The following is a 24,003-nucleotide window of genomic DNA, read 5'->3' as shown; positions in this document are numbered from 1 at the left end:
TTACTTTATTTTATACTATCAACAAAAATTCTCGTATATGCGGTTTCTTCGGGTACGTTCTTCTGGACTGAGTTTTTGAGCGTCTGTAATCTCGTAGCCTCCGAAAGTATCATAAAGTCTTGATGAAGGGTCAACTTCCACAAAAGTACACCATGGAAGCCAATGGTACTGGCTTTGCAGCATCTGTCCCGTAAAGTTTCCGCTTTCATGGCCCAACCCCGGCATTATATAACCTATACTTCCGTCTATATCGCTGGATTGTCTGGTATTTTTATGAATAAACTGGGCAAAATCAAGATAATGCTCATCCCCGGTTATAACGTACAATCTGTAGTAAGTGTAGGAGCAAGCAGCCATATATACATCTGCCCCGCCTCCGATTGTTATAATACTCTGCCCACTGATGGAATACCTGTTGAAGGGATGCTTCTCCATTGGTGCACGTACGGGGAATTTCCAAGCATAGGTCCAGGTCTCAGTGTAGTCAGCAGCACCTACGGCACCTTCAAGCCATTTATTTTCTCCTGTAAGATCGTACAGAGCAAGAAAGCCAAACATTGCGTAGATGCCTGCTTCTTTGTCCTGTATATCGGTGTTGTCGCATGTACCCCCTCTGTACTCCATGTTAAGGTAAGCATTTTCATAAGACCAGTCTCCGGCCTTTATGGCTGCATTTTTATACTTTTCGTCACCTGTCACAAGGTAAAACTCAACCAGAAAACGTATTACACTTGGGGTATTTGACTTGGATTTCATCCTTACAGAACTATCGGTATTGTATGCACGATAAAAGCTACCGTCTTCATTTTGAATATTAATAAGCCAATCAGCTGTTTTTTGGCAGAACTGTCTCCATGAAGACCGCTCGTCCCCTTTCTTTTTCATATAGAGGTATGCATCTAAAATTGCCTCAATACCGTCTGCAAGCATTCTTATATAATGGGGGTACGGTTCAAAGGCACTTATACCCGGATTATAGCACATATTGGGTAAGCCTGATTCCGTCATGGTAGTCCTGACCCAGAAATCAATCAGGTTCACACCTTTTTTAAAGGTTTCGGGCATGTTTTCTTTGTCACCGTATCTCAAAAGCTGATAGCCGATCCCCGGCTGCTGTCCTACAAAACCGAATTGAAAGGATACACAATTTATATCCATATAGGGAAGCTGGCAGGCAAATGGGAGTCCGAAAGAGTCACCATACTGCCGTGTATACCTGTCAAGTATCTTCATACAGTTATGGAAAAAGAGTTCATTGTCCACATCGAATAATTTGTCTCTCAACCGTTCATAAGTCACTCTCCAGATATCTCTCATCATAAGCTGATAGCTGTCATAGTTTCCGAAATTCACTGCAACGGAATAATTCTGCTGAAAGCCCGGTTCTACAGGGTGATTAATACGTTGAAAGGTTTTTACCTTACCGTTGTAGTCAAGTCCACCATAGTGGTTTACTCCGGGCATTTGTCCGTCACAGCCGGGATAAACATAATCAATTGAAAGACCGTCGGTTTTTGTTTCGATTTCCTTTCGTACCTCAAAGCCATAATACATATAGTTCATGGTCTTATTTTGCGGTCTGCTCATACCTATTGAGCCAATTGTAAATTTGGGATCGATATTATTTTCCGATTGCATAATATCCAAAGACCGCATAGTTACATCTGAGGCCCAGCGGGATATAGCCGCTGTTTCTCCGGATTCTATATTCTGCATGGCGAATAAAGGCAAAGCATAGTGAGTTTCCATTTGCCAGAAATATTCGCAATCCAAATCCTTTCCAAATGCAAAATCAGGTGCAAATTGGTTCTGTCTGTACCATACACCCGGTGCAAAACAATTATAATCATGTGTATCCTTTGATTCAGTCATTGCAAAAGATATTTTAGTTGAAAAGCCAAGGTCATCCCCTGCCTTTAACACCTTGACATTTCTGCTTACCTTGAATCCCGAACCTCCCGCTTCATATACATCTGAGAAGGAAAACTCAGAACCGGAGTTTACAGTTATTGTACCCTTTGCAATTATACTATTACCAAAAACATCTACCTCGGTGTAAGCCTTGTCATAAAATTCATTGATAGCCATTGCTGTCTTAACAGTAACAAACATGGGGCGTTTGTTGAAATATATGGTCTTATGGTTTTTTTGAACCTCCAGACCTCCATCTTTAAATATTAGTGTGTATTCACCGCATACCAGCTTCATGGTAATCTCCCCCTTGGTATTTATGTATATTTCGGTTTAGTCATTTGGTCATTCTTCAGTAGCCCATGCCAGCCCCTTGTCTATATACTCATTCCAGAACTTCCAATCGTGAACACCAACGTCTTCTATATAGGTATGATCTACGTTTTCTGAAACAAGGAATTCATGCAAGCCTCTGTTTTCCTTTATAAGAAAATCTTCTGTTCCGCAAGCCATGTATATCTTGGGTATATCTGCTTTTCTTTCCTTAAGACCACGGATTAGTGCCTCTGGGTCTTTGTCACTTCCCAGAAGCCGGTCAAGATCCCCAAACACTCTTCTGTAATAAGGATAGTCTGCAACAGGTCCTTTGAAATCGGGAGTAATCCCGGCAATCTGATTGGTAATAAGTGCTGAAGACAGTGCAATTATCCTGCCGAACCTTTCAGAGTATTTCAAACCGTTTCTTATTGCACCGTAACCACCCATGGATAATCCTCCAATGAATGTGTCCTCTCTTTTATCTGATAAATGGAATGTCTTACGTGTATAGTCAACCAGTTCATTTCCGATTAGCTCTCCATAGTATGCTCCAACTTCTTCGTCATCCAAATAAAAGTAATTTTCACCGGATGGCATAAACACCGCAATATTATATTTCAGAGAAACCTCCTGTATTTTTGTGAATGTCAACCAATCCATATGGTTACCTGAATAGCCGTGCAAGAGGTAAATGGACTTTAAAGGTCCTCTTGGTATTTGAGATTCCTGTCCCGGTGCCTCATATTTATCATTTGGTATCAAAGCATTAAAACATACAGGTCTTTTCATTGTTTTAGCGAAAAAGTTAACTTGAAAAATTGCCATAATAATTCTCCTTTTTAAAATTTGTATTAAATACTTAAAATATTTTAATACCCCGGAATCATACTGTCATCAAGTTTATAGTAGGTGTCAGTCTCATCTGCTACAGGAATGATTTCAAAAAAAGATACTTCGTTTTTGCTTAGAGAAAACTCAAGAAGCAGCATATTCTCAGCGCAGCTTACCCTATCGGATATTACCATAGGACGTGCTGCATTTCTCAGTATTTCAACCTGTTTCTTACTTGTGAATCGAGGGCGTCCCATTTGTATCCACGTTTTCCATGGGTTACCATATTTCTCATTTACAATAGTTCGATTAATAAAGTATTCTCCTTTTGGTAAATTCAGCTCCAGTGAGAAATCCTTATCAAAATGTTCACCCTTCTCCATTACCGGATTCCATACGGTTATTGTCACCGTACCGTCAGTTTTTCTCGTTGCCAGCATATTTTCATCTCTGTACAAGATATCCTTTCCCATTTGTTCAAAAAAACTGAACATATGGAAAGTAGGCTTTGGAATATTGTTAAGAGCAACAAGACCAAACCCTCCGTGGAACTGAGCTCTTGGAACATCCGCTTCCTCAAATATATCGCTGAAGGTCCAGTATGAAAATGAATCCACAATATCTCCGGCCTCACTTATAATCCGGGCAAGATAGGCAGCATTGAGACATGTATCATGAACAGGATTCAAAGGATTATATGAAGTATTGTATTCTGTTATATGAAATGACAGATACGGAAATGGTGAATTATCAATCATTTGCCTTACTGTCTGCAATTCTTTAAGCATTTCTTCAGGTTCCTTGAGATCCTGATAGCAAAATTCATGTGTCTGAACTTTCGGCAAATGTGCTGAATATAAATGACGGGAGACAAAGTCAACGGGAGCATTTTCCTTTTTACAGAACTCAAGAAAATCTTTTATCCAGTAATCGGCTCCTCCGCATATAGCAGGGCCACCCACCTGTAAATCCTTATTAATTTCCTTAATTGCCATAGCAGATACCTTATAAAGCTTAAAGTATTCTGTCTCATCGGCATCTTTCCAAAATACCTTCAAATTTGGCTCGTTCCAGACTTCAAAAGGCCATTGTAAAACCTCTTCTATTCCATATCTGCTTATGAAGTGTTTTATTAGAGCCTGTATAAGATCCTTCCATTTACTATAATCCTTAGGAGGAGTGACATTTCCTTTCCAATAAAAAACTTTCTGCTCTCCCGATGCCAGCTGTGATGGCATAAAGCCCAGCTCAACAAAAGGTTTGAGACCCTTTTCAAGAAATGAATCAAATATCTTATCTATATATGTAAAGTTATAGAAAGGTTTCATTTCTCCGTCTATTTCATTTTCCCTATAGATGGCAGTATCATCATGGAACAGACCATGTCCTCTTATGTATTTGAAATTTATTGCCTTCTGAACATATTCAAGAGTATCCTGATATTCCTTTTGAAGAGCGATTCCCATACGCTCTGTGCCTACACAGAAATTCCAGTTATCCCTGAAAGCCCCTGTCACCTTATCTGAGATCGTTATTTTGCTCATATAATCCTCCTTTAATTTATGTACTAAAATATAAAAATTCCTCTTTTGTATTATTTTATTATAAGATTCTATATATTTCAAAATACTTTTATAAATGTTCAGCCTAAAACTGTACCGATTAGAACACCTTTATAATTATAGTGATTCATATATAAAATTTCTGAAATCAGCAAACCCTCCTGCTGCTTTCTGTGAATAATAGAATATACCCACTCGATAACCTATAAAAAGGTCAAGGGTAAATGTCATATGCAAACCATTCCCCAATTTTGTCCAGTTAATATTGTCTTGGGAATAATAAAATTCTGCAATATCCCTACTATTTTGAAAATCAAACTGGATTTTCAAAAATATCCTATTGTCTGTAAACAGCCTATATTCTTCCTCTTTCTGTCTTCCGTCATCAGCTTTTTTAGAAACAATAATTCTTTTCAAATTATTCTCATCGGCTGTTATTCCTATAGCCCCATAATCTCCCTGTAACGCCATAAGCCCGGAATAGTCTCCTGCTTTCATTCCCTCTGTATTAAGCTCTACTGAAAATGCACATTTAGGGCCACTTGTCCTTTGGGTTAATGTATTTCTGGCAGTTAAAAGGTTTTTTGCCAAAGATTGAGTGCGTAATCTCAAATAGCCCGGATTTTCAGTGAATGACCAACAATTCTCCTCAGGATTGTGATTCCATTCCCATCTTGAATCCAGCTTGTTTTCATTATGGTAAAAGCTATCACTTATTATTAATGGTTTGGCATCATACTCTTTTAAAGGAATCTCAAACTCTTCCGGTACCTTACCATTAACCCCTAATTTGGGCCAACCGGCTTCCCACGTAACAGGAAGTAAATATGGAATTCTGCCTACCGCTCCATGATCCTGAAACAAAATAGAATACCATTCTCCTTCAGGTGTATCAATTAAAGCCCCCTGAGCAATTCCCTGATTCTGGTACCCCATATCATCATCAAGAAGTATTTTTCTCTCGTATTCTCCAACCAACTCTTTTGATCTGTAACACACAACACGTCTCCGGCAATTACCGTCATTGGGCCATTCAATGAAAAGTAAATAATAATAGCCATAAATTTTATAGGCTCTGCAGCCCTCACAACGGAGCATTATATTTTCAGACGGGGTACTAAACAGGCGTTGTTTAAGCCCTCCATCTTTTACTCCCGATAAATCCTCTTTTAATTCGACTATACAAATATCTCCATTGCCATATACCAAATACGACCTGCCGTTATCAAATAAAAAAGACATATCATGGAAAACATCATTAATTACATAACGATTCCAACCGCTTTTTTCTATATTGTCCGTATAATAGATATAGGTCTTTTGCATATCATGGCACACAAAGCATGCATAGTACAGACCGTTGTAAAATTTCAGACTGGTTGCCCATTGCCCTTTACCATATGCGTTTTTGCCATTTTTCAGCTGATATATGTCATTATCTTCAATAGTATTGAAAACATAGGATACTAACTCCCAATGACATAAATCCTTTGATTTTAAAATCGGAGCCCCAGGCATTACAAACATGGTTGTAGATACCATATAATAAGTGTTACCTACACGTATAACGTCCGGGTCCGGCATATCTGCCCATATAATAGGGTTCTGAATTTTCATGTCAATTTCCTCTCTTTATCCCGGCTTTTCCTCAACTGATTACATAATTTTGATTTCTTGCTTAAGACATTACCATTTACTTCCGGAAGGGTTGGGACAAATACGCAAAGCATTCATAGCCCTTGCCTTTACAATGCACCCGCAAATCATACAAGTGATTCCATCAGTTAAATGCTTACAGTTTTTACAGGCTTCCAATCTCTTTTCATATTGTTCATTGCTAGGCAACGGTACTCCCGATTCAATAACTCTATTTACTTCGATTTCAATATCATTATCAGTAATAAAGATATTTCTTTGACATTTTATGCAATTATCCTTCACCGCCACTCTCCTTTAACTGCTAAATATCCCGGCATTAATTATATTCTGCCGGGACATTTCAGTCTGATTATATATTCTATTGTAACTAATTTTTGTTTATACTATTTCTAACATTACAACTGCTTTTGAAGGTATTATACCTGATATATGGTTATTTTCAAGGTGTATACCTTCAAATTTCTTAATAGTTACATTATTTGTTTCTTCAAATGTATTTTTTGCATTCATAGCATTGGAAGTAATTATTTGACCTGTACTGCTCTTTGCAGTTATACCTCGCAAATCAATATCAACATCGATATCTGCTGACGGGTTAAGGTTGCAAATGGTTACATGAATCTTACCTTCTGAGTCTATGGAAGAAGAAGCACTCAGCTGAGGTACCTTTTCTCCGTTATAGGTGTATTCAGGACTTTCAAAATCAAGTGAAAGCAGCTCTGCATCCTGATGAACCTTGTACATATCAAATACATGGTAAGTAGGTGTCAGAAGCATTTTTTTACCTTCAGTTAGAATTACTGCCTGAAGGACGTTTACCATTTGTGCTATGTTTGCCATCTGAACCCTGTCGCAGTGGTTATTGAAAATATTCAGATGAATTCCTGCAACAAGGGCATCCCTCATTGTATTCTGCTGGTACAGGAATCCCGGATTTGTTCCGGGTTCAACAGCAAACCATGTACCCCATTCATCAACAATCATGCCTACTTTTTTCTCAGGATCATACTTATCCATAATGTTTGAATGACGTACCACCAATTCTTCCGTAAACAAAGCATTCTGCATTACTGAAAACCAGTGATTTTCATCAAATTCAGTTGCTGAGCCCTGCTCAGACCAATCCTTGGAGATTCTTGTATAATAGTGGATGCTTAGACCATCCATTTGCTTTCCAGCTTCTCTCATAAGTACCTCGGTCCAATGATAGTCATCTACCGAAGCACCACCGGCTATTTTGTAAATTGTATTTTCACCAAAGTTTCTTACATATGTTGCATACCTTTTATATTGATCTGCATAAAACTCAGCGGTCATGTTTCCGCCGCAGCCCCAGTTTTCATTGCCAACACCGAAAAACTTAACCCTCCATGGCTCATCCTTACCGTTTGCCCTTCTTAAATCAGCCATGGGAGATTTTCCGTCAAAGGTCATGTATTCGACCCACTGCTGCATTTCATGTACTGTGCCACTTCCCACATTACCGCATATATACGGTTCTGCGGCCAGCATTTCACAAAGTTCCAGAAATTCATGGGTTCCAAAATGGTTATTTTCTACAACACCACCCCAATGGGTGTTTACCATGCAAGGTCTGTTTTCTTTAGGCCCTATTCCGTCCACCCAGTGATATTCATCTGCAAAGCATCCTCCCGGCCATCTCAGAACAGGTATCTTCATTTTTTTAAGTGCTTCGACAACATCTGTACGGAATCCGTTTATGTTGGGTATTTCAGAGTCCTTGCCAACCCACAATCCCTCGTATATACATCTTCCGAGATGCTCTGAAAAATGTCCGTATATGTTTTTATTTATTCTGCCTTTTTTTACGTCAGCATTTAATACCATTTTTACCATTTAATAACTCACTCTCCTCAAACCGAAACATTTATAATAAGTATTATTTTACCATTAAATTAGTTTTTTTAACTTGCTTAAACCAGATTTTAAATCTCTTTCTTCGGTAAGGTCGAGTACAGGATATCAGTCTATATCAAAATGAACACGACGCAGGTCGGAGCTTATTGGTGCATTCCAAACTACTCCTTCATCATCCGTAACATATGAATTATGCCCGAGTCCGAACTCTCCTGGTACACTCCTGCCGGTTAGCCGGATAGTTTCCTTTTGTCCGGTTCCTAGGATTAAGAAGATCTATACCGTGTTGATTTATCCCTTTACTCCCCCAAGAACTATGCCCTTTACAAAATACTTTTGAAGGAAAGGATATACCAAAACTATAGGCAATGTTCCAAGGAAAATCTGAGATGCCCTTAATGTTCTGTCTGATATAGTTGCCAATTCGGAAATTTCCTGTCTGGAAAGCATACTGTATGATCTCTGCACAACAATAGTCTGAATATAACTCTGAAGCGGATAATTTTCTGCCTTATTCATAAGTATCATACCATCAAACCAGTTATTCCAGTGGCCTACCAGTGAGAAAAGGGTTATTGTTGCCAAGGCCGGGGTTGACACAGGTACTATTACTCTCCACAGTGTGGTCCAGTGTCCCGCTCCGTCAATAAAAGCAGCTTCATTCAATTCCTTTGGTATTTCCCTGAAGAAATTTAATAATAATATTACACTGAAAACCGGAACTGCACCGGGAAGAACCAATGCCCATATCTTATCAAGCAGTCCCGCTTGTTTAATTACAATATACCACGGAATCAAGCCTCCGTTAAACAACATAGTTATAAAAAACGCCCATGCGTAAAATGTACGGAAACGAAACTCCTTCTTTTCCTTTGATAACGGATATGCACATAATATAGTAAGTACCAGGTTAACAAATCCACCCAGTGCGATTCTTTCAACTGAAATTAACATGGAGTGCCAGAATGCAGCTCTTTTTGCAACGTACGCATATGAATTTAATGAAAACTCAACCGGCCAGAATACAACCTTGCCGGCTGCGGCAGCCGAACTGGAGCTGAATGATACGGCTAATATGTGAATTAGCGGTATGATACATAGTAATGCCGCTAACACCAGAAAACAGTTATTTACAATTGTAAATGCACTGACTTTTTTCAGTTTTCTACGTTTCATTTAATTAACCCCCTTTAGAAAATTCTGTAATCTGCAAATTTATAAGCAAAGAAGTAAGATACTGAAATAAGCGTAAACGAGACTACTGATTTAAATAGTCCTACCGCTGTGGCAACTCCGTATTGGGCTTCCAGCAGGCCTATTCTGTAAACAAAGGTGTCAATAATGTCTCCGCTTTGATAAACAGGGGGACTATATAAATTGAAGATTTGGTCGAACCCGGCATTTAAAACATTACCGAGACTTAATACCATCAGAAGTACAATAACCATCTTCATTCCAGGAAGAGTTATGTGTAGTGTTTGTTTCCATCTGTTGGCTCCATCCATATGAGCAGCTTCGTACAGACTGGGATCGATTCCGGTTATTGCAGCCAGATAGATTATGGTACCATAGCCAAATTCTTTCCAGGTCTCCGTTAATACCATTGTGGAAGGAAACCACTTGTTGTCTCCCAGAAAAAATATAGGTTCAAAACCAAGTGATTTTATTAGGGAATTTAAAATTCCGCCGGACGGAGAAAGTATATCAATCAATATTCCTCCAAGTACAACCCATGATAAAAAGTGAGGAAGATATATTAGTGTCTGAATACCTCTTTTTAAAGCATTATTTGTTACTTCATTAATTAAAATAGCAAATATTATTGGAACAATAAGTCCAAGAGCGATTTTCATTACGGCTATGGATATGGTATTCCACATTATATTATTAAAATTAGGCATATCCAGAACATATTCAAAGTTCTTAAGGCCTACCCATTTTTGATGACCGAACAGTCCCTTTGCGGGAATAAATTTTTGAAACGCAATTACAACACCCGCCATTGGCAGGTAACTGAATATCAACAAAGTTATAAAACCCGGAAGGATCATTAGGTGCAAGGGTAGTTGTTTCTTTATATTTAGATTTTTCAAGCTTATTCCTCCCCTTATAGGTGTATAGGTATACATAATAGAAACTAACTATTAAAAAACTTGCTTAGTAAACGAGAAGGAAAGGATATGAAACGGCTGTATCCTTTCCTTCTCTGTTAACTAGTTAATATTACTTGGATTTAACGGAATCATACCATTCGTTAACTTCTTTTGTCATATCAGAACCGCCTAGTTTGTTCCAATCGCTTACAAACTTATCGAAATCACTGATAGGAGCTGCACCCATTATAATTTTTATAAATACTTCTTTTTCCATTTTTTCGAGTGTAGTTTTCTTTTCAGCCATTGTTGTAGTTGGAGCTCCAACAAACTTTTCGTTTAGCAGCTGATTATTCTTCTTGTATTCAACCATATTACGGAATGCACCGTCTTTACCGTAAATCTTTTCCCAACCCCATTGTGATTTATCACCTTTTGCATAAGCCTCTACATTACCTTGGATAATTTTAGGCTCACCGGTCAATTTGCTGAAGTCATTATTCTTTCTTGCTTCATCTATTGCTACGAAGGCTTCAAGGTTCTTGAATACAGGAGCAGGGCATACAGGAGAGAATTTCCAAACACCTACGCCGCCGTTCTCAACAGGCATGTAGTACTTGTTGAAGTCTGCTGTTTTACCCCAGTTCTTCTCAACATGTTCATTGAAAAGTTTTACAAGTGCTTCAGGATGTTCATATCCTTTTCTAACTGCAAATATTCTTGTCTGATTGAACTTTAATGGTACCATAGCCTTTTTATCGTCATTTGAAACAATAGGATATGATGTCCAATCTGCATTATTATCATTGTTAAAATTGCTTATGAGCGGATACATCGGGTTCCACTGTGCACCATAGTCCATACCAACTTTACCTGCTGCTATAGTCTCAGCAACCTTTCCAGCATCCTTTACACCAAATTCTTTGTCAAGCTGGCCATTTTTGTACATGTTAGCTAATTTCTCAAGTGCTACCTTTGTTTCAGGTAATGTACTACCCCATGCTATTTTACCTGAACTGTCCTCTATCCACATATTCGGATATGCGTGATATCCAGCAAAGAAACCTTCTGCTCCCATACACCCGCTATATAAATCCTTTGTGATTGGAAGTCCGATAGTATCGTTCTTTCCGTTTCCGTCAGGATCCTTGGTTGTAAAGGCTTCTGATATTTTTAAAACATCATCCATGGTCTTAGGTGCCTGCAAGTTTAATTTTTTCAGCCAGTCATTTCTAATCCATAGATAGTGTGCACTTTCATTAGTTGAAACAGGTTCCGGAATAGCCATCATTTTACCGTCAAACATAACTGAATCAATATTACCGGTTCCTTCTTCTGTCATAATATTCTTGAAATCCTCAGAAGCATAGTCTTTGTAGTATTGAGTCATATCCTCAACCATATCTGAATCAACGAGTTGCTTAAGCTGTGAAGGGTTTACAAGAACTACATCAGGAAGTTCTCCAGATGCCAATGTTACATTGATTTTCTGTGTATATGCATCTGATTGTTCATTTCCTTTTACTGTCCAATCATATTTTACATTTATACCTAATTCTTCTTTGTATAACTTTGTCCAACGGTTATCTTCTAGAGTTTCCCCTGGTGTCTTTGGTAATATGTTTGCTGCAAGGTCATCATCTATTCCACGAACAAAAGAAATATCAATCTCAGGACTATATTTTCCGAAAGGATCCTTATTTGCCACTGAAGAAGTAGTACTTTGAGATGATGATGCTGTGCTGTCGGATGTATTGCTTTGACTGCCGCAAGCCGTAACAATTGATGCGGTTATAGATAAAGCCATTGCTAATGATACAGCTCTTTTTAAGTAATTGAATCTCATTTGTTTCCTCCTGATATTTATTTATTTGAGGCCTCATCTATATTATAAAGTGAGCTTACCTACAACACCATTCACATGTTTTTACTTTTGTTGTCTTTTGTTTACTTGTTTTTAAAAAAATTATTCATTGTTTTGAATCTTTTTTTTACTTTGTTGTCATCTATTTACCTGAGACAATCATATCGTGGTATTCTTGTGGAGAACATGACATCAATTTTCTGAAAAATCTTGTAAAGGATGCCGCTGTCTCATAACCTACAGCCTTTGCTACTTCATTTATCTTTATCTTTTCCTTTTTCAGTAACTCCTTTGCCCTCTCTATACGAGCATTGTCAATAAAATCAGAAAGGTTTTGATTTGTAACCTGTTTATAGAGGCGAGACAAATATGATGGATTTAAGTAAACCTGTTCTGCCAGCCTCACTAAAGAAAGATCCTCACTTAAATGCTCGTCTATAAAATTTTGAACGAAATCAACGGCATTGTCTGCCCTTTTCTTTTGTTCCTCGGTCTGAATCTGAAAAATTACATCAGATATATTTATCGGATATTGTACTGCATCAGACCATGTCTCGTGTTTATCAATCCGCATAAGACTGTTAAGACCTATATGGAAGGCCAGCTTTTCGGTTATATTCCAGCGATTAATATATGAAAGAATACTTAGCGATACCATGGAATATGCTTCAATGGCTAAGTTGCTGTTTTTACTCTTGATTAATTTTATAGGACTTAATAATTCATCTAAAACCTCAAAGTATTTCTCTTTCTGTCCTGATTCCAGATATTGCTGAATCAAATCCATATTTCTCTTTCTTAAAAGAATTTCCAACGGCTCATCATTTGTATCCAGTTCCGGTACTTCTGTTGCAGAACCTGAAGTTAAAATATTGTTATTTTTCAGTTCATTATCAATCAACAGCATTTCTATTCCTGTACCTATTCTATAATTCAGAAGTTGATTAAGGGAAAAGTACTTTTTCGATACTTCCTCCCAGCTGCAGGGTTCTCCCCCAAGGGCAAAGCTGATAGATGCATTCAAAGATTCTCTGCTGGCAGTCTGTATTACTTCAAGTGTACCCTTAATAAACGAAATGGTCTTTGAATAAAATGCCTTTTCTTCAGCCTTACCGTAACTGCTGGTCATCAGCTCATTGGGCTGTATAAAGAATATAAACCTGTATCTGTCATCCAAAACGCTTATAAATCTGATATTTGCATTAAGGTTTTGGGTTATTATTACCTTTATGGAATTTATATATTGTATTTTATCCCAGTAGGACAAATTTCCGGGAATGTTATCAATATGCCCAAGTAACAGAATTACAGGATGATCGGGATGCATCGGTATTGACAGCTGTTCAAACTGCGATTTATTTAATTCAAGTGATGTCCCCTCGTGCAGCAGATGAATAAAGTAATCCTTCTGAAAGAGTCCCAAAGCAAGTTCAATCTGTTCTTTGGCCTTATGAATCAAGTCTTCTGTTTTAACCTCTTTTTTAATTTCCTCTATGGCATTCTCAACAACGCTAATTACCTTGTCATTATCCTCTGTTTTCAGTATATAGCTTACGCCCTGGTGCTGAATTGCTTTATACACATATTCAAATTCGTTATACCCGGTAAGGAATATTACTTTACATTGAGGCCATCTTCTATATATGACATCCAGTAACTGCAAACCATCCATTTCCGGCATCCTGATATCTGTCAGAACAATATCCATCCGTGTTCTGCTTAACCACTCAACTGCTTCTTCGCCGGAATATGCCCTGTATACATCCAAATCAAGATTCTTCATGCTTCGGAATATTTCGTATAATCCGTTTACAATAATTTCCTCATCATCTACAATTAGTAGCCTATACATTTTTCTACTCCTTTTTGTAAAACTATTTTCAATACTGCCTTCAGCCCTCCGATTACGCTTCTTGAAATAATCAGACCACTCTCTTCGCCAAAAACCAGCCTTATCCTCCTGTGTATATTTAATGTTCCCGTTGTTTCGATTTCCTGCTCGTTATTCTCCAGTAAATCCTGCAACTTTTCAAGCTCGCTATCTGTTATATCACAACCATTATCTTCAACAATTATTCTTAATTCTCTTTCATTTCCTTCAAAATTAACAAGCAACAATCCACTATTTTTTTTCTTTTCAAGTCCGTGTTCAAATGCATTCTCAATAATGGGCTGTAATATAAGTCTCGGTACTTTTAAATCCTTATACATATCAGGACATTCTCCAAAATGAATCTGAAGTCTTTTTGAAAATCTCATAAGCTGAATTTCCGTGTATACCTTGGCATGATTGATTTCTTCCTCCAGAGGTATATTATCCATGGAGTTCCTTGTCACAAAACGGAAGTACTCTCCAAGGTGTTTTGTAAAAGGTACTAAATTCTCATCACCTATTCTTGCCATAGTATTAATCATAAAAAAACTGTTATACAAAAAATGGGGGTTAATCTGAGACTGCAAGTGCTTCAATTCAGCTTTCTGCATTAATATTTTCTGGTTATATACCTGGTCTATTAGCATATTAAGATTTTTGACCATGTCATTAAAGCATTTATAAAGGTATCCGAACTCATTATTTGAATCATGGTTAATAGATACCTTTAAATCTCCGTTTTCCACTTTACGAAAAGATTTTACCAGTTCATTTAAAGGCTGATGCATAAATTTATATGTCGATAATGAGTATATAATTATTATTAAAATTGCAGCGATTGAAAATACCCATGCCCAAATTTTAAAATTTACTATAGGCTTTAGTATAAATTCCTGTGGAAAATACCTTAATAAAATCATATTTAAATATGAAGAATTTGCATGAACTACATAGTACTTTTCATTCCTAATTTTTGTAAAAATCGTTCCATCTCTCTCTTTTTCATTCATACTCGATAAAATACTCTGAATAAATTGAGTATTATCCTCTTCCGACTTATTCGCAATAATATTTGTAGGTGTTATAAGTATCGAACCGCTTCCCGTATAGGTATTGAATTGTGCAAGGGCTTGTTTTAATGCATTCTGATTCAATTCAATATCAATAGTAAATAAAGGCTTGTTTGCACCGCTGTATTTCTGAAAAGTGCTCAGATATAACTCACCGTTATAATTAATGATTTGTGCTCCCTTTAATCCTGCCGGAACAAATATTTCATTGTATTCATTTATATGAATATCATCTACTCCGCTATTTGAAGAAACTGTCTTCTCAATTGGGAGAATGTGCACATTTACATCATTTACATATATACTACTGTTTTTTATTGCAACAAGTCTTTGTTTTAGTTGAAGCAGTGTTTGGGATATTTCATATTCATTCATAATCTCCCATCTTATTGCAAGCTTGTTTAACTGTTCATCATTCAAGCAATCGTATTGGAGTATTTTTATCCTCTCTATCTCTTTTTCAAGACTTTCAAGATAGAATGATGCCTGAGCAATAGTTGATTTTGATATTTCGCTTTTTATGGTACGCAATCCGCTGTTGTAAATATAAATCCCTAAACCATAAAGAGGAATTATTATTATTAGAAAGGTTATTACAAGACGGCTGAAAATACTGTTTCTGATTTTTAGCTTGACCATTTTATTTTACTTCCTCTCTATTTCAATTTAAAATGTGTGGTTTCACTGGATATATAAATATTGTTTACATAAACTTAATATAAAGTCAATTAAAATTCTTTACCGATATAGTAACATATACCGAAAAAATATAACAAGAAAAAAAAGAACCGTACTCATGTAATATGTAATTACTATGGGATACGGCTCTTTAGTATTTTATTCAGTTGTTATTATTTACCTAACAAATACAGTTTCAGGCTTGCAAAATCCAGAGCGTTTACAGCTCCGTCCTTATTCATGTCAGCATTAGTTATATTGATTCCCCCTGAATTTCCGTCCAGAAGATATTTTTTTAATAAAGCGAAGTCAATTGCGTTAACCTCTTTATCATTGTTCAAATCTCCGTACAAAACGGTTACGCCTCCCGAAGGGTCGCTTCCGGCAACAAGGACATTGTTTTTATATATTGGAATATTAACCATTTTTGTATAAGCAGTATCGGTCAAACCTTTGGCTGAATAGTCATTTGAAGAATCCCAAAGTTTGGTTTCATAATTGTAAATAGCAAACTGTACATAGGTTCTTGCATATAGCTTACTATCAGGGAAGGTTACCTCTACATAATAGATATTTTTATCCTTGTCCCAAGGCTGAATTCCGGATATTTTGGCCCCTGCAGGAGAATAGTAAACTTTTGTATCAAATTTTGCCGGATTTATTCCAGCTGAGGCATATTCCGATAAATCCATAAAGTACTTGTAGGATAAACCGCTCTCATATTGTGGAGGTGCAGTAACGATATTGTACAAATTCAGGTCTATGGTAACACCCTCGGAACTTTTTTTGTATATTTTAGCATCGGTATAGTATTGTGTCGGTTCGCCCTCGATACCCGGAGTAGGTCCGGGGAGCTGGCTTCCTCCAAGATATTTGGACATACCTGCCAGTGCGCCTACAAAGCCTGCATTATAGTCCAACCCGGTTTCTGAATAAACGTATTCATTAACATTATCATGATATTCATCATTCATGTCTGCTCCCCCTACAAGAGCACCGTATAGGATATGCCTTTCGGGTAGTTCCTTCTTTTCATCAGCAGGAGGGCCTTCAAGTACACCACTTGCAGCTCGGTGATGAGGATATTTAGGATAGTTATCACCGAAGCCTACTTCGTAGGACATATTATTGGGATTATCCCCCAGTATGTAATCTATCTGACTTTTTGCAAAGTCCAGACATTTCTCATTACCAAAATATTTATAATAAACAAGCTGAACCATACTCTCTGCTGCGGGGTATTTGCAAACACCCCAGCTATCAAGGTATTTCAATCCTGCAGGAGTAGTTTTTAATCTATTCTGCCAGTAATCAATATGGTCATCGGCAATTGACTTGTATAAAGGATTAGTCGAAAGTGTTGCAAGCTTTGTAAAAACTCCTGTTAATACATAATCCCAGCACTGGGTCCAGTTGTCATTAAAGGAGTTGCCTCCGGTGATTCCTTTCTCAACCATTAGCTTTTCTACATTATCCATATATTTATTATCATTTGTAGCAACATAAAGCCAGATTGATCCCCACATAAGTTCATCCAGATAAGTTCTAGGCAGATAATAGCTTTGGCCTTTACTGTTTCCCCTGTAAGTCATGCCGAAGTCATAAAGGTCTTTTGCATAAGTAAGACATTTTTCTGCATAAGTTGAATCCTTATCCTTGTAGTTCAGATACATAAGCGCCAGTGCAGCCGCTGCATCACCCGCTACATCAGAACCGGGGTTAGACGGTGTTGCAACATAATAAGCAGGCCTGTCATATGTCTGTAGTTCAGGCGGCCCCCAATATTGGTGATCTACATCACCGTCGCCAACCTGATAGTAAAATGTAGTTTTGTTCGGGAAGCATTTAATAAAGTAATCGCAAAAATGCTTCAAAATGTTAAGCATGTAGCCATCCTGTCCCTTGGCAATAAAAGTATCCTTGAATTCATAGTAAGCCCATGCAAGGGTTGAAGCAGAAGCACATTGCGGCAAGCCGAACTTTACATGGTCTCCGCAATCATGGAATCCTCCCGTCAAGTCCAGTCCTACATCCTTTCCGTCATCACAATGGCAAGGGCCGCGCCATTTAATCCTGTTATTTCCTGCATCAGGACCGCACCAATTTGCCTCATAGAAAAGAATTGACTTGGCAAATGCATCAACATAGTTAAAGTTGTTTTCCTCAGCTGAAACCGCAGGTGGAATAATGCTTACCAGTAAAACAGCAAGCAGAACCAGTACACTTACCTTTTTCATTTTTTTACCTCCTTGAAATTAATAAATTCCCCGAAATAACAAAGGTTTTCGAGGTGTGTATGTTCGGAGCATAAGCTGTTTGTCCCATGCCCTGAGCACCATATTTACTTTTCAATGTGATATGACAAATGGTATTAAAAATTTTATATGATGATTGAATCGGAACCGATAACGAATTGAGAAATGTTGAATTGTTGTAATTACTGTATTCAAATGTCACTGCCATAATTATACATCTGTTGCAATAATTATACAACTGATAAGTCGCAAAGGCAGTATGTCGTTTTTCTGTTTTGACACCGGTACTCACGTAAAATTATATCAATAATTGCTTCCAAGATATTTGCAAGAGTTTCTAGCGGCTCATCTTTGGATATTTTACCGTCGCTCACATTCATCGTCCATGATTCATTGTGTCGCTAAAACCTATACGATGATATGCTCCCCTTGTGGTAGACAGATAAAATAATTAAAACTGTTTATCAAAAGGAGGAGCATGTTTTTGTGAAAAGAATACGTAAATTTACATCAGATGAGAAATTAAGATGCGTTTTCAGGTGCATTGAGGGAAAAGAGCCGGTTCGTCACGTTGCAAATTTGATAGGAGTCAATCATATTACATTGAAGGAATGGATTAGAAATTACAAAGTATTAGGAATCGCCGCTCTAAGCACCACTCATAAGAGGCCTATTTATTCCGATGAGCTAAAAGAAACAGCTGTTAAAGACTATCTTAATGGTATTGGTTCTCAGGAATCTCTCTGCTTAAAATACAGTATACTTGCTAAAAGTACATTACGTAATTGGATTTTGAAGTATAATAGTCATATGGAAGATTCAATAGCAGGAGGAACATCTTTAATGACTGATGCCCATGAAGTCACTTATTACGAAAAATTTGAAATAGTTAGGTATTGTATTGAACACCAGAAAAATTATTCTGAAACAGCCCAAAAGTTTAATGTATCTTATCATCAGGTTTATTCTTGGACACACAAATATGAATCTGGAGGTATAGATGCCTTGCAGGACAATCGTGGAAAGAAAAAGAATAAGGGTGAATGGTCTGAGCTAGAAAAACTGAGAGCTGAGAACCGCAGACAAAAAATGGAGATAGATTTTCTAAAAAAACTCGACGAGGTAGAAAGGAGGCGGTTCTAAGTCAGGTAAGATATGAAACTATTTATCTGGCAATACAAGAGCTTCACGATATCATAGCATATCCAATCACAGAATTATGTAATATTGCAGGAATTCAACGCTCTTCATATTACAAATGGCTTAATAGAAAAGAAAGTAACAATGAACAATTCAATAAAAAACTACTTCATATTATAAAAGATGTATATGAAGAGAGAAATGGTATTCTTGGATATCGTCAGATGACAGTCAAGTTAAATCGTGAGCACGATTTCCATGTAAACAATAAGAGAATATACAGACTTATGAGAATACTTAACTTAAAATCTGTGTGCCGTAAAAAGAAAAAGATCTATATCAAATCAACTCCCGAAATTGCTGCAGAAAATGTACTTAATAGAGAATTTTACACGGATGGATTTGGCAAGAAGTGGCTTACTGATATAACAGAAATGAAGTATGGTCTAAATAGCAAAGCTTATCTTAGTGCTATACTGGATTTAGGAGATAAAAGTATTGTATCTTTTGTACTTGGTCATTCAAACAACAATGAACTGGTATTTAATACATTTGACTTTGCACACAATAAATATTCTAAAGCAAAACCAATTTTCCACAGTGATAGAGGATTCCAATATACACCAAGGATATTTAAGAAAAAACTTGATGAGGCAGGCATGATACAGAGCATGTCAAGAATTTCCCGTTGTATTGATAATGGGCCAATGGAAGCATTTTGGGGAATGCTTAAATCCGAAATGTATTATCTAAAAAAATTTAACACATACGATGAACTCGAAGCAGCAGTTAGTGAATACATAGATTATTACAATAACCACCGCTACCAGAAGAGTCTTGACGGTATGACTCCAATAGAGTACAGGCAACATCTTATGGAAAACTTACATAAAGAGGACGCCGACCATAATTAAATGATTGACGTCCTTAAGAATTTATTTTTTCCCTGTCTACTTGACAGGGAGCATATCACCATGTAGGTTTTCCGGGAAAATATCCATGTTCGCCTATAAACATCTGCAAATATCTTTAACCAAGCTTCCATTGATACAATTTATACTTACGTACTGGTTAAGATAAATAAAATTAATCTTGCAACAACCCCATGTAACTATACCTGTATATATTGACCGGCCTGTACACGCCACATCTCCGCATACTTTCCATTGAGCCGGAGCAATTCATCGTGGCTCCCCTCCTCAATGATCCTTCCATTTTCAAGCATAAATATTTTATCTGCCAGTCTTGTAGTTGAAAGCCTGTGAGAGATAAACACCACTGTTTTATTTGCAGCAGCCTCCAGCATTGATTGGTTCAGCTGATATTCGGCAATAGGATCAAGTGCAGAAGAGGGTTCATCCAGTATTATCAGACTGGAGTCTTTGTAAAAAGCTCTGGATATTGCAATTTTTTGTGCTTCTCCACCGGACAGGTTCACTCCGTCCTCCTCAAATTCTGCCGTAAGTGGAGTTTCAAGCCCATGCTTAAAGCTTTGAAGCCTTTGCGCAAATCCACTTTGTTCCAGGGCCTTCATTATCGGCTTCTCCGGGACTCCTTCCGCATTATCCATCAATACATTTTCCTTGACTGTAGCGGCATAAAGCATATAGTCCTGAAAGACCGTTCCTACATGGTCATGGTACCGGGCAACTTCGTAATCCTTAATATTAATGCCATCCAGAGAAATTGTACCTTCCTGTACGTCGTATAGGCGCATAAGCAGCTTGATTAACGTAGTTTTTCCTGCACCATTGTAGCCTACAAGTGCGATTTTTTCATAAGGATTAATGGTCATATTTATATTATTTATTACTCTTTTTTCTCCCTCTTTATATGCAAAAGATACATTATCCAGGTTAAAAGATTTTGGTGTCTTAGGCACATCAAGCTTTTTGTGACTTACAATTTTAGGCTTATAATTTAAGAAGCTGCGGATTTTATCAATGTATAAGCTTGTTTCACTGGCATAAGGGTAAATTTCCGTTATAGTCCTGAGGCTCTGTTTCAGTCTGCTGAAAGAGTTAAATAAAATAACAACACTGCTATAGGAAATTGCACTTAAAACAGTGGCCTTATATACCAGATAAGTTATGTAAAGCACGTCACTGATAAAGTCATTGGATACATAATCTCTAAGGAAACTTATAATAAATTTCTTTTTTGCATTTGACTTGTCTATGTTATAGATAGCCTTATTTGCTTCTTTAAACTTACCAAAGAGCTTTCCTGACACATCCGGGTTAAGCCTGAGTTCCTTGGCATAATCATTAAGATAAAAAACACGATTGACATAAGCTCTTTTTCGTTCCTCAGGATTTTTTTGCAAACGTATTTTAAAATTAATCTTGTTGAAAACCTGCATGAGCATAAAGGACAATATAAAGGAGACCAGAACGAATGTTATGGAAAACCAGTCTTTTACAAGAAAATACGTTCCTGTAGTAACAAACACTGTAAGTCCAGTAAATATCTTGTTGAGAAATTCCAGCAGTCTGTCTACCTGATTGTCTGCTTCAGAAACAGCCAGAACAAACTCATTATAGTATTCAGGATTATCGTAACATTCCAAGTCCAGCTCCTGGGCCTTTTCATAAAGCATAAACTTAAACTTTTGTTTCATCTTGGGCAATGCCTTTTTTGATATGAGCTGATTCACAAAAGCACCATACACCATACCCAAGCCTATCAATATAAACAGGATTACTATAAATACTGCTACTTTATAAAAGGGTCGTCCAAATTCAACTGATTCAAGTACATACCCGATACCATAGGTATGCTCAAGGAAAATTAAAATCTGGTTTCTTAATATGTCAAATATAAATGCAAGAATATATAATGGTGAAGCTGAAAAACAGATCTTCAATATGAACAAATTATTGTCCCAGACCTGTTTAAAGGGCTGTTTCTTATTTATATCACTCATAGTGCAACCCCCTCTTCTATTTTATCCACTGCCAGATAGTTCATAGCCTGTTTTGTATACATATCCGCATAGGAGCCATCCAGTTTCATCAACTCGTCATGAGTACCCTGCTCAATAAGTTCTCCATGTTCAAACATGAATACCCTGTCTGCATTTCGTACTGATGAAAGGCGATGGGAGATAAATATCATAGTTTTATCTTTACTCTCACGCATTATGCTTTTATATAAATCATATTCGGCAATTGGGTCCAGAGCTGATGAAGGTTCGTCAAAAACCTTTATGGGAGTATTTTGAACAAAGGCTCTTGCAACCACTATTTTCTGATACTGGCCCCCTGAAAGCACCGCTCCGTCCTCATCAAATTCCTTGGTTAAAATCGTATTAATTCCTTTTGGCAGAGTCTCCACCTTTTCATAGACACCTGCTTTCTTCAAAGCTTCTATAACGGCTTCATCCTCATTTTCAACTTTATGTCCCATCAAAACATTATCTTTTACAGAGAGAGCAAGTACCTTATAATCCTGAAAGGCTGCGGCAAACAATTGCCGGTAAGCCCTAAGATTATATTCTTTTATGTTTCTACCGTTTACAAGAATTTCGCCGGAAGTAGGATCATAAAGACGGAACAACAGCTTGATGATAGTGGATTTTCCTGCTCCGTTATGTCCTACAACAGCTACAACACTGTTTCCTGATATGCAAAAATTTAAATTTTTTAATGCATATTTGTCGTCTTTGTAAGAAAAGCTGACATTACGGAATTCAATAGATGAAATAATCGGCTCAGGCATGTCCCCGTCCCAATCTTCTGGAATAACTTCCTTGTATTCGATAAAAGTACGAAGGTTATTGACGAATAGCCCGTTCTTCATAGCCTCCACTATATTGTTAAACAGCCCGATTAAAATCCATGTGGCAGACACCATTGTACTTGAAAGCACTGCAAGTTCCGAAAGAGAAATACTCTTTACAACAATCGCCCTGTAAGCACCATAAAGCAGGACACCCTCAAAAATTACCGAAAATGTAAATACAACTTTAAGTACTTCCATTGGGATTAATTTAGGTGCATATTTATCTGCTATACTGATAGTTTTTTTAATGGCTTCGTTATATTTTTCCTTTATCAGGCTGTAAACATTGGATAATCTCATTTCCTTGGCATATTCAGCCAGATACATAACCCTGTTTACATACTGGAAAACTCTCTCACTAGGTATGCCTTCCTTATATCTTTTCAATTCCAGTTTATTCATAATTCCACCGAAAACAAAGTTTCCTATTATAGGGAAAATCACGAACAGTACAGCCACCTTGTCAATGTCATACATGGAAAGAAATACTGCGACAGTTGCAAATATACCTATTAATATACCCCATACATTTCTCACAACGCTTGCAATTTTATCCCCGGCACCGTCAACTGCCATGGTGTATTTATTATAGAATTCCGCATCTTCGAAGCAGCTTAGTTCAACATTTCCAGCCTTTTGATACAGTCTCAGATACAGTCCTTCGTATGTTTTAGTCATGTTTAGTGGAAATGCAACGTTGTTTACATAGCTCCTGTACAACCCGATTAATGCAAATGCCGCCCCGCAAATTAATATAAATACCGAAATACTGTGAAAGCTCATTTTCTTTTCAAATGCATTAATTATGTACCTCATAAAAATTGTGCTGAAAAACACCCATTCAAAATATCCTAAAATATTTAGTATCAATGCATGGATTACATTGCTTTTAGTAATACTCCATGCTATTTTCAAAGCAAAGATGTTATTCTTTATTGAAGTTAAATTTGACACCTCTTTTGGTTTCTTCTCCAAATAAATCCCCCTAACAAGAATTAATAAACAACTATTATAAAAGTCATATATTAAGTGATAAAAACAATCTAAGGCATATAAAATATAATATAGCAAATAAAAACTGTGATGTA

16 protein-coding genes and 1 pseudogene are annotated in these 24,003 nt (G+C 37.1%); 2 read left to right on the top strand and 15 right to left on the bottom strand.

What is annotated here, in order from left to right; all coding sequences use genetic code 11:
- Positions 1-18: 18 nt before the first annotated feature.
- From CLO1100_RS04595 to CLO1100_RS20630, 13 genes are all read right to left on the bottom strand, one after another.
- Entirely contained in the window at positions 19-2,208 is a 2,190-nt protein-coding gene (locus tag CLO1100_RS04595; protein ID WP_014312583.1) for a hypothetical protein, read from the bottom strand.
- A 48-nt stretch (positions 2,209-2,256) separates the two neighbouring features.
- The gene (locus tag CLO1100_RS04590) at positions 2,257-3,054 is read right to left on the bottom strand and encodes an alpha/beta hydrolase family protein (RefSeq protein ID WP_014312582.1); all 798 of its coding nucleotides are present in this window, start codon (positions 3,052-3,054) and stop codon (positions 2,257-2,259) included.
- Between the two features lie 44 nt (positions 3,055-3,098).
- Entirely contained in the window at positions 3,099-4,604 is a 1,506-nt protein-coding gene (locus CLO1100_RS04585) for a glycosyl hydrolase (RefSeq protein WP_014312581.1), read from the bottom strand.
- 135 nt (positions 4,605-4,739) lie between these two features.
- Entirely contained in the window at positions 4,740-6,239 is a 1,500-nt protein-coding gene (locus CLO1100_RS04580; protein WP_014312580.1) for a glycoside hydrolase 43 family protein, read from the bottom strand.
- A gap of 69 nt (positions 6,240-6,308) precedes the next feature.
- A complete protein-coding gene (locus CLO1100_RS04575) occupies positions 6,309-6,563 on the bottom strand; it encodes a DUF6171 family protein (RefSeq protein ID WP_014312579.1) in 255 nt (84 codons plus the stop codon).
- Between the two features lie 96 nt (positions 6,564-6,659).
- Complete coding sequence (locus tag CLO1100_RS04570) at positions 6,660-8,138, bottom strand: alpha-N-arabinofuranosidase (RefSeq protein WP_014312578.1); 1,479 nt, start codon at positions 8,136-8,138, stop codon at positions 6,660-6,662.
- 312 nt (positions 8,139-8,450) lie between these two features.
- Positions 8,451-9,335, bottom strand: a complete 885-nt coding sequence (locus CLO1100_RS04565) for a carbohydrate ABC transporter permease (protein ID WP_014312577.1) — start codon at positions 9,333-9,335, stop codon at positions 8,451-8,453.
- A 14-nt stretch (positions 9,336-9,349) separates the two neighbouring features.
- Entirely contained in the window at positions 9,350-10,252 is a 903-nt protein-coding gene (locus tag CLO1100_RS04560) for an ABC transporter permease subunit (protein WP_014312576.1), read from the bottom strand.
- A gap of 130 nt (positions 10,253-10,382) precedes the next feature.
- Entirely contained in the window at positions 10,383-12,098 is a 1,716-nt protein-coding gene (locus tag CLO1100_RS04555; RefSeq protein WP_014312575.1) for an extracellular solute-binding protein, read from the bottom strand.
- Positions 12,099-12,258: 160 nt separating this feature from the next.
- Positions 12,259-13,968, bottom strand: a complete 1,710-nt coding sequence (locus CLO1100_RS04550) for a response regulator (RefSeq protein WP_014312574.1) — start codon at positions 13,966-13,968, stop codon at positions 12,259-12,261.
- Positions 13,953-15,698 (bottom strand): histidine kinase, encoded by a 1,746-nt coding sequence (locus CLO1100_RS04545; protein ID WP_014312573.1) that lies wholly within the window; start codon positions 15,696-15,698, stop codon positions 13,953-13,955. Before CLO1100_RS04545 ends, CLO1100_RS04550 begins: the two co-directional genes overlap by 16 nt.
- Before the next feature lie 212 nt (positions 15,699-15,910).
- Positions 15,911-17,974 carry a glycoside hydrolase family 9 protein gene (locus CLO1100_RS04540; protein WP_014312572.1) on the bottom strand — a complete coding sequence of 688 codons (2,064 nt, stop codon included), beginning with the start codon at positions 17,972-17,974 and terminating at the stop codon, positions 15,911-15,913.
- Between the two features lie 248 nt (positions 17,975-18,222).
- Positions 18,223-18,366, bottom strand: coding sequence for a hypothetical protein (locus tag CLO1100_RS20630; RefSeq protein ID WP_187288906.1), 144 nt, complete (start codon positions 18,364-18,366; stop codon positions 18,223-18,225).
- Between the two features lie 112 nt (positions 18,367-18,478).
- On the opposite strand from CLO1100_RS20630, the gene CLO1100_RS04535 reads away from it, so the two are divergent.
- Together CLO1100_RS04535 and CLO1100_RS04530 are read left to right on the top strand one after the other, a co-directional pair.
- Positions 18,479-19,135, top strand: a complete 657-nt coding sequence (locus CLO1100_RS04535) for a helix-turn-helix domain-containing protein (RefSeq protein WP_050814136.1) — start codon at positions 18,479-18,481, stop codon at positions 19,133-19,135.
- Positions 19,136-19,152: 17 nt separating this feature from the next.
- Positions 19,153-20,046: pseudogene (locus tag CLO1100_RS04530) on the top strand (IS3 family transposase); the annotation flags it as partial.
- Positions 20,047-20,243: 197 nt separating this feature from the next.
- Here the strand turns inward: CLO1100_RS04530 and CLO1100_RS04525 are convergent.
- A complete protein-coding gene (locus CLO1100_RS04525) occupies positions 20,244-22,058 on the bottom strand; it encodes an ABC transporter ATP-binding protein (protein ID WP_014312570.1) in 1,815 nt (604 codons plus the stop codon).
- Positions 22,055-23,890: an ABC transporter ATP-binding protein gene (locus CLO1100_RS04520; RefSeq protein WP_014312569.1), complete on the bottom strand. Its 1,836-nt coding sequence runs from the start codon at positions 23,888-23,890 to the stop codon at positions 22,055-22,057. The genes CLO1100_RS04525 and CLO1100_RS04520 overlap by 4 nt, the downstream gene beginning before the upstream one ends.
- Positions 23,891-24,003 lie beyond the last annotated feature (113 nt).

The sequence above is a fragment of the Clostridium sp. BNL1100 genome (assembly GCF_000244875.1).
GTDB lineage: Bacteria > Bacillota > Clostridia > Acetivibrionales > DSM-1351 > Ruminiclostridium.
The sequence above is the reverse complement of the archived record's forward strand: the minus strand, read 5'-3'. Positions and strand labels throughout refer to the sequence as shown.

Bases quoted from the DNA above. Each gene is read 5' to 3' on its own strand.
- CLO1100_RS04565 (WP_014312577.1), bottom strand. From the start codon at position 9,335: ATGAAACGTAGAAAACTGAAAAAAGTCAGTGCATTTACAATTGTAAAT.
- CLO1100_RS04580 (WP_014312580.1), bottom strand. From the start codon at position 6,239: ATGAAAATTCAGAACCCTATTATATGGGCAGATATGCCGGACCCGGAC.
- CLO1100_RS04595 (WP_014312583.1), bottom strand. From the start codon at position 2,208: ATGAAGCTGGTATGCGGTGAATACACACTAATATTTAAAGATGGAGGT.
- CLO1100_RS04540 (WP_014312572.1), bottom strand. From the start codon at position 17,974: ATGAAAAAGGTAAGTGTACTGGTTCTGCTTGCTGTTTTACTGGTAAGC.
- CLO1100_RS04550 (WP_014312574.1), bottom strand. From the start codon at position 13,968: ATGTATAGGCTACTAATTGTAGATGATGAGGAAATTATTGTAAACGGA.
- CLO1100_RS04555 (WP_014312575.1), bottom strand. From the start codon at position 12,098: ATGAGATTCAATTACTTAAAAAGAGCTGTATCATTAGCAATGGCTTTA.
- CLO1100_RS04570 (WP_014312578.1), bottom strand. From the start codon at position 8,138: ATGGTAAAAATGGTATTAAATGCTGACGTAAAAAAAGGCAGAATAAAT.
- CLO1100_RS04525 (WP_014312570.1), bottom strand. From the start codon at position 22,058: ATGAGTGATATAAATAAGAAACAGCCCTTTAAACAGGTCTGGGACAAT.
- CLO1100_RS04590 (WP_014312582.1), bottom strand. From the start codon at position 3,054: ATGGCAATTTTTCAAGTTAACTTTTTCGCTAAAACAATGAAAAGACCT.
- CLO1100_RS04585 (WP_014312581.1), bottom strand. From the start codon at position 4,604: ATGAGCAAAATAACGATCTCAGATAAGGTGACAGGGGCTTTCAGGGAT.
- CLO1100_RS04545 (WP_014312573.1), bottom strand. From the start codon at position 15,698: ATGGTCAAGCTAAAAATCAGAAACAGTATTTTCAGCCGTCTTGTAATA.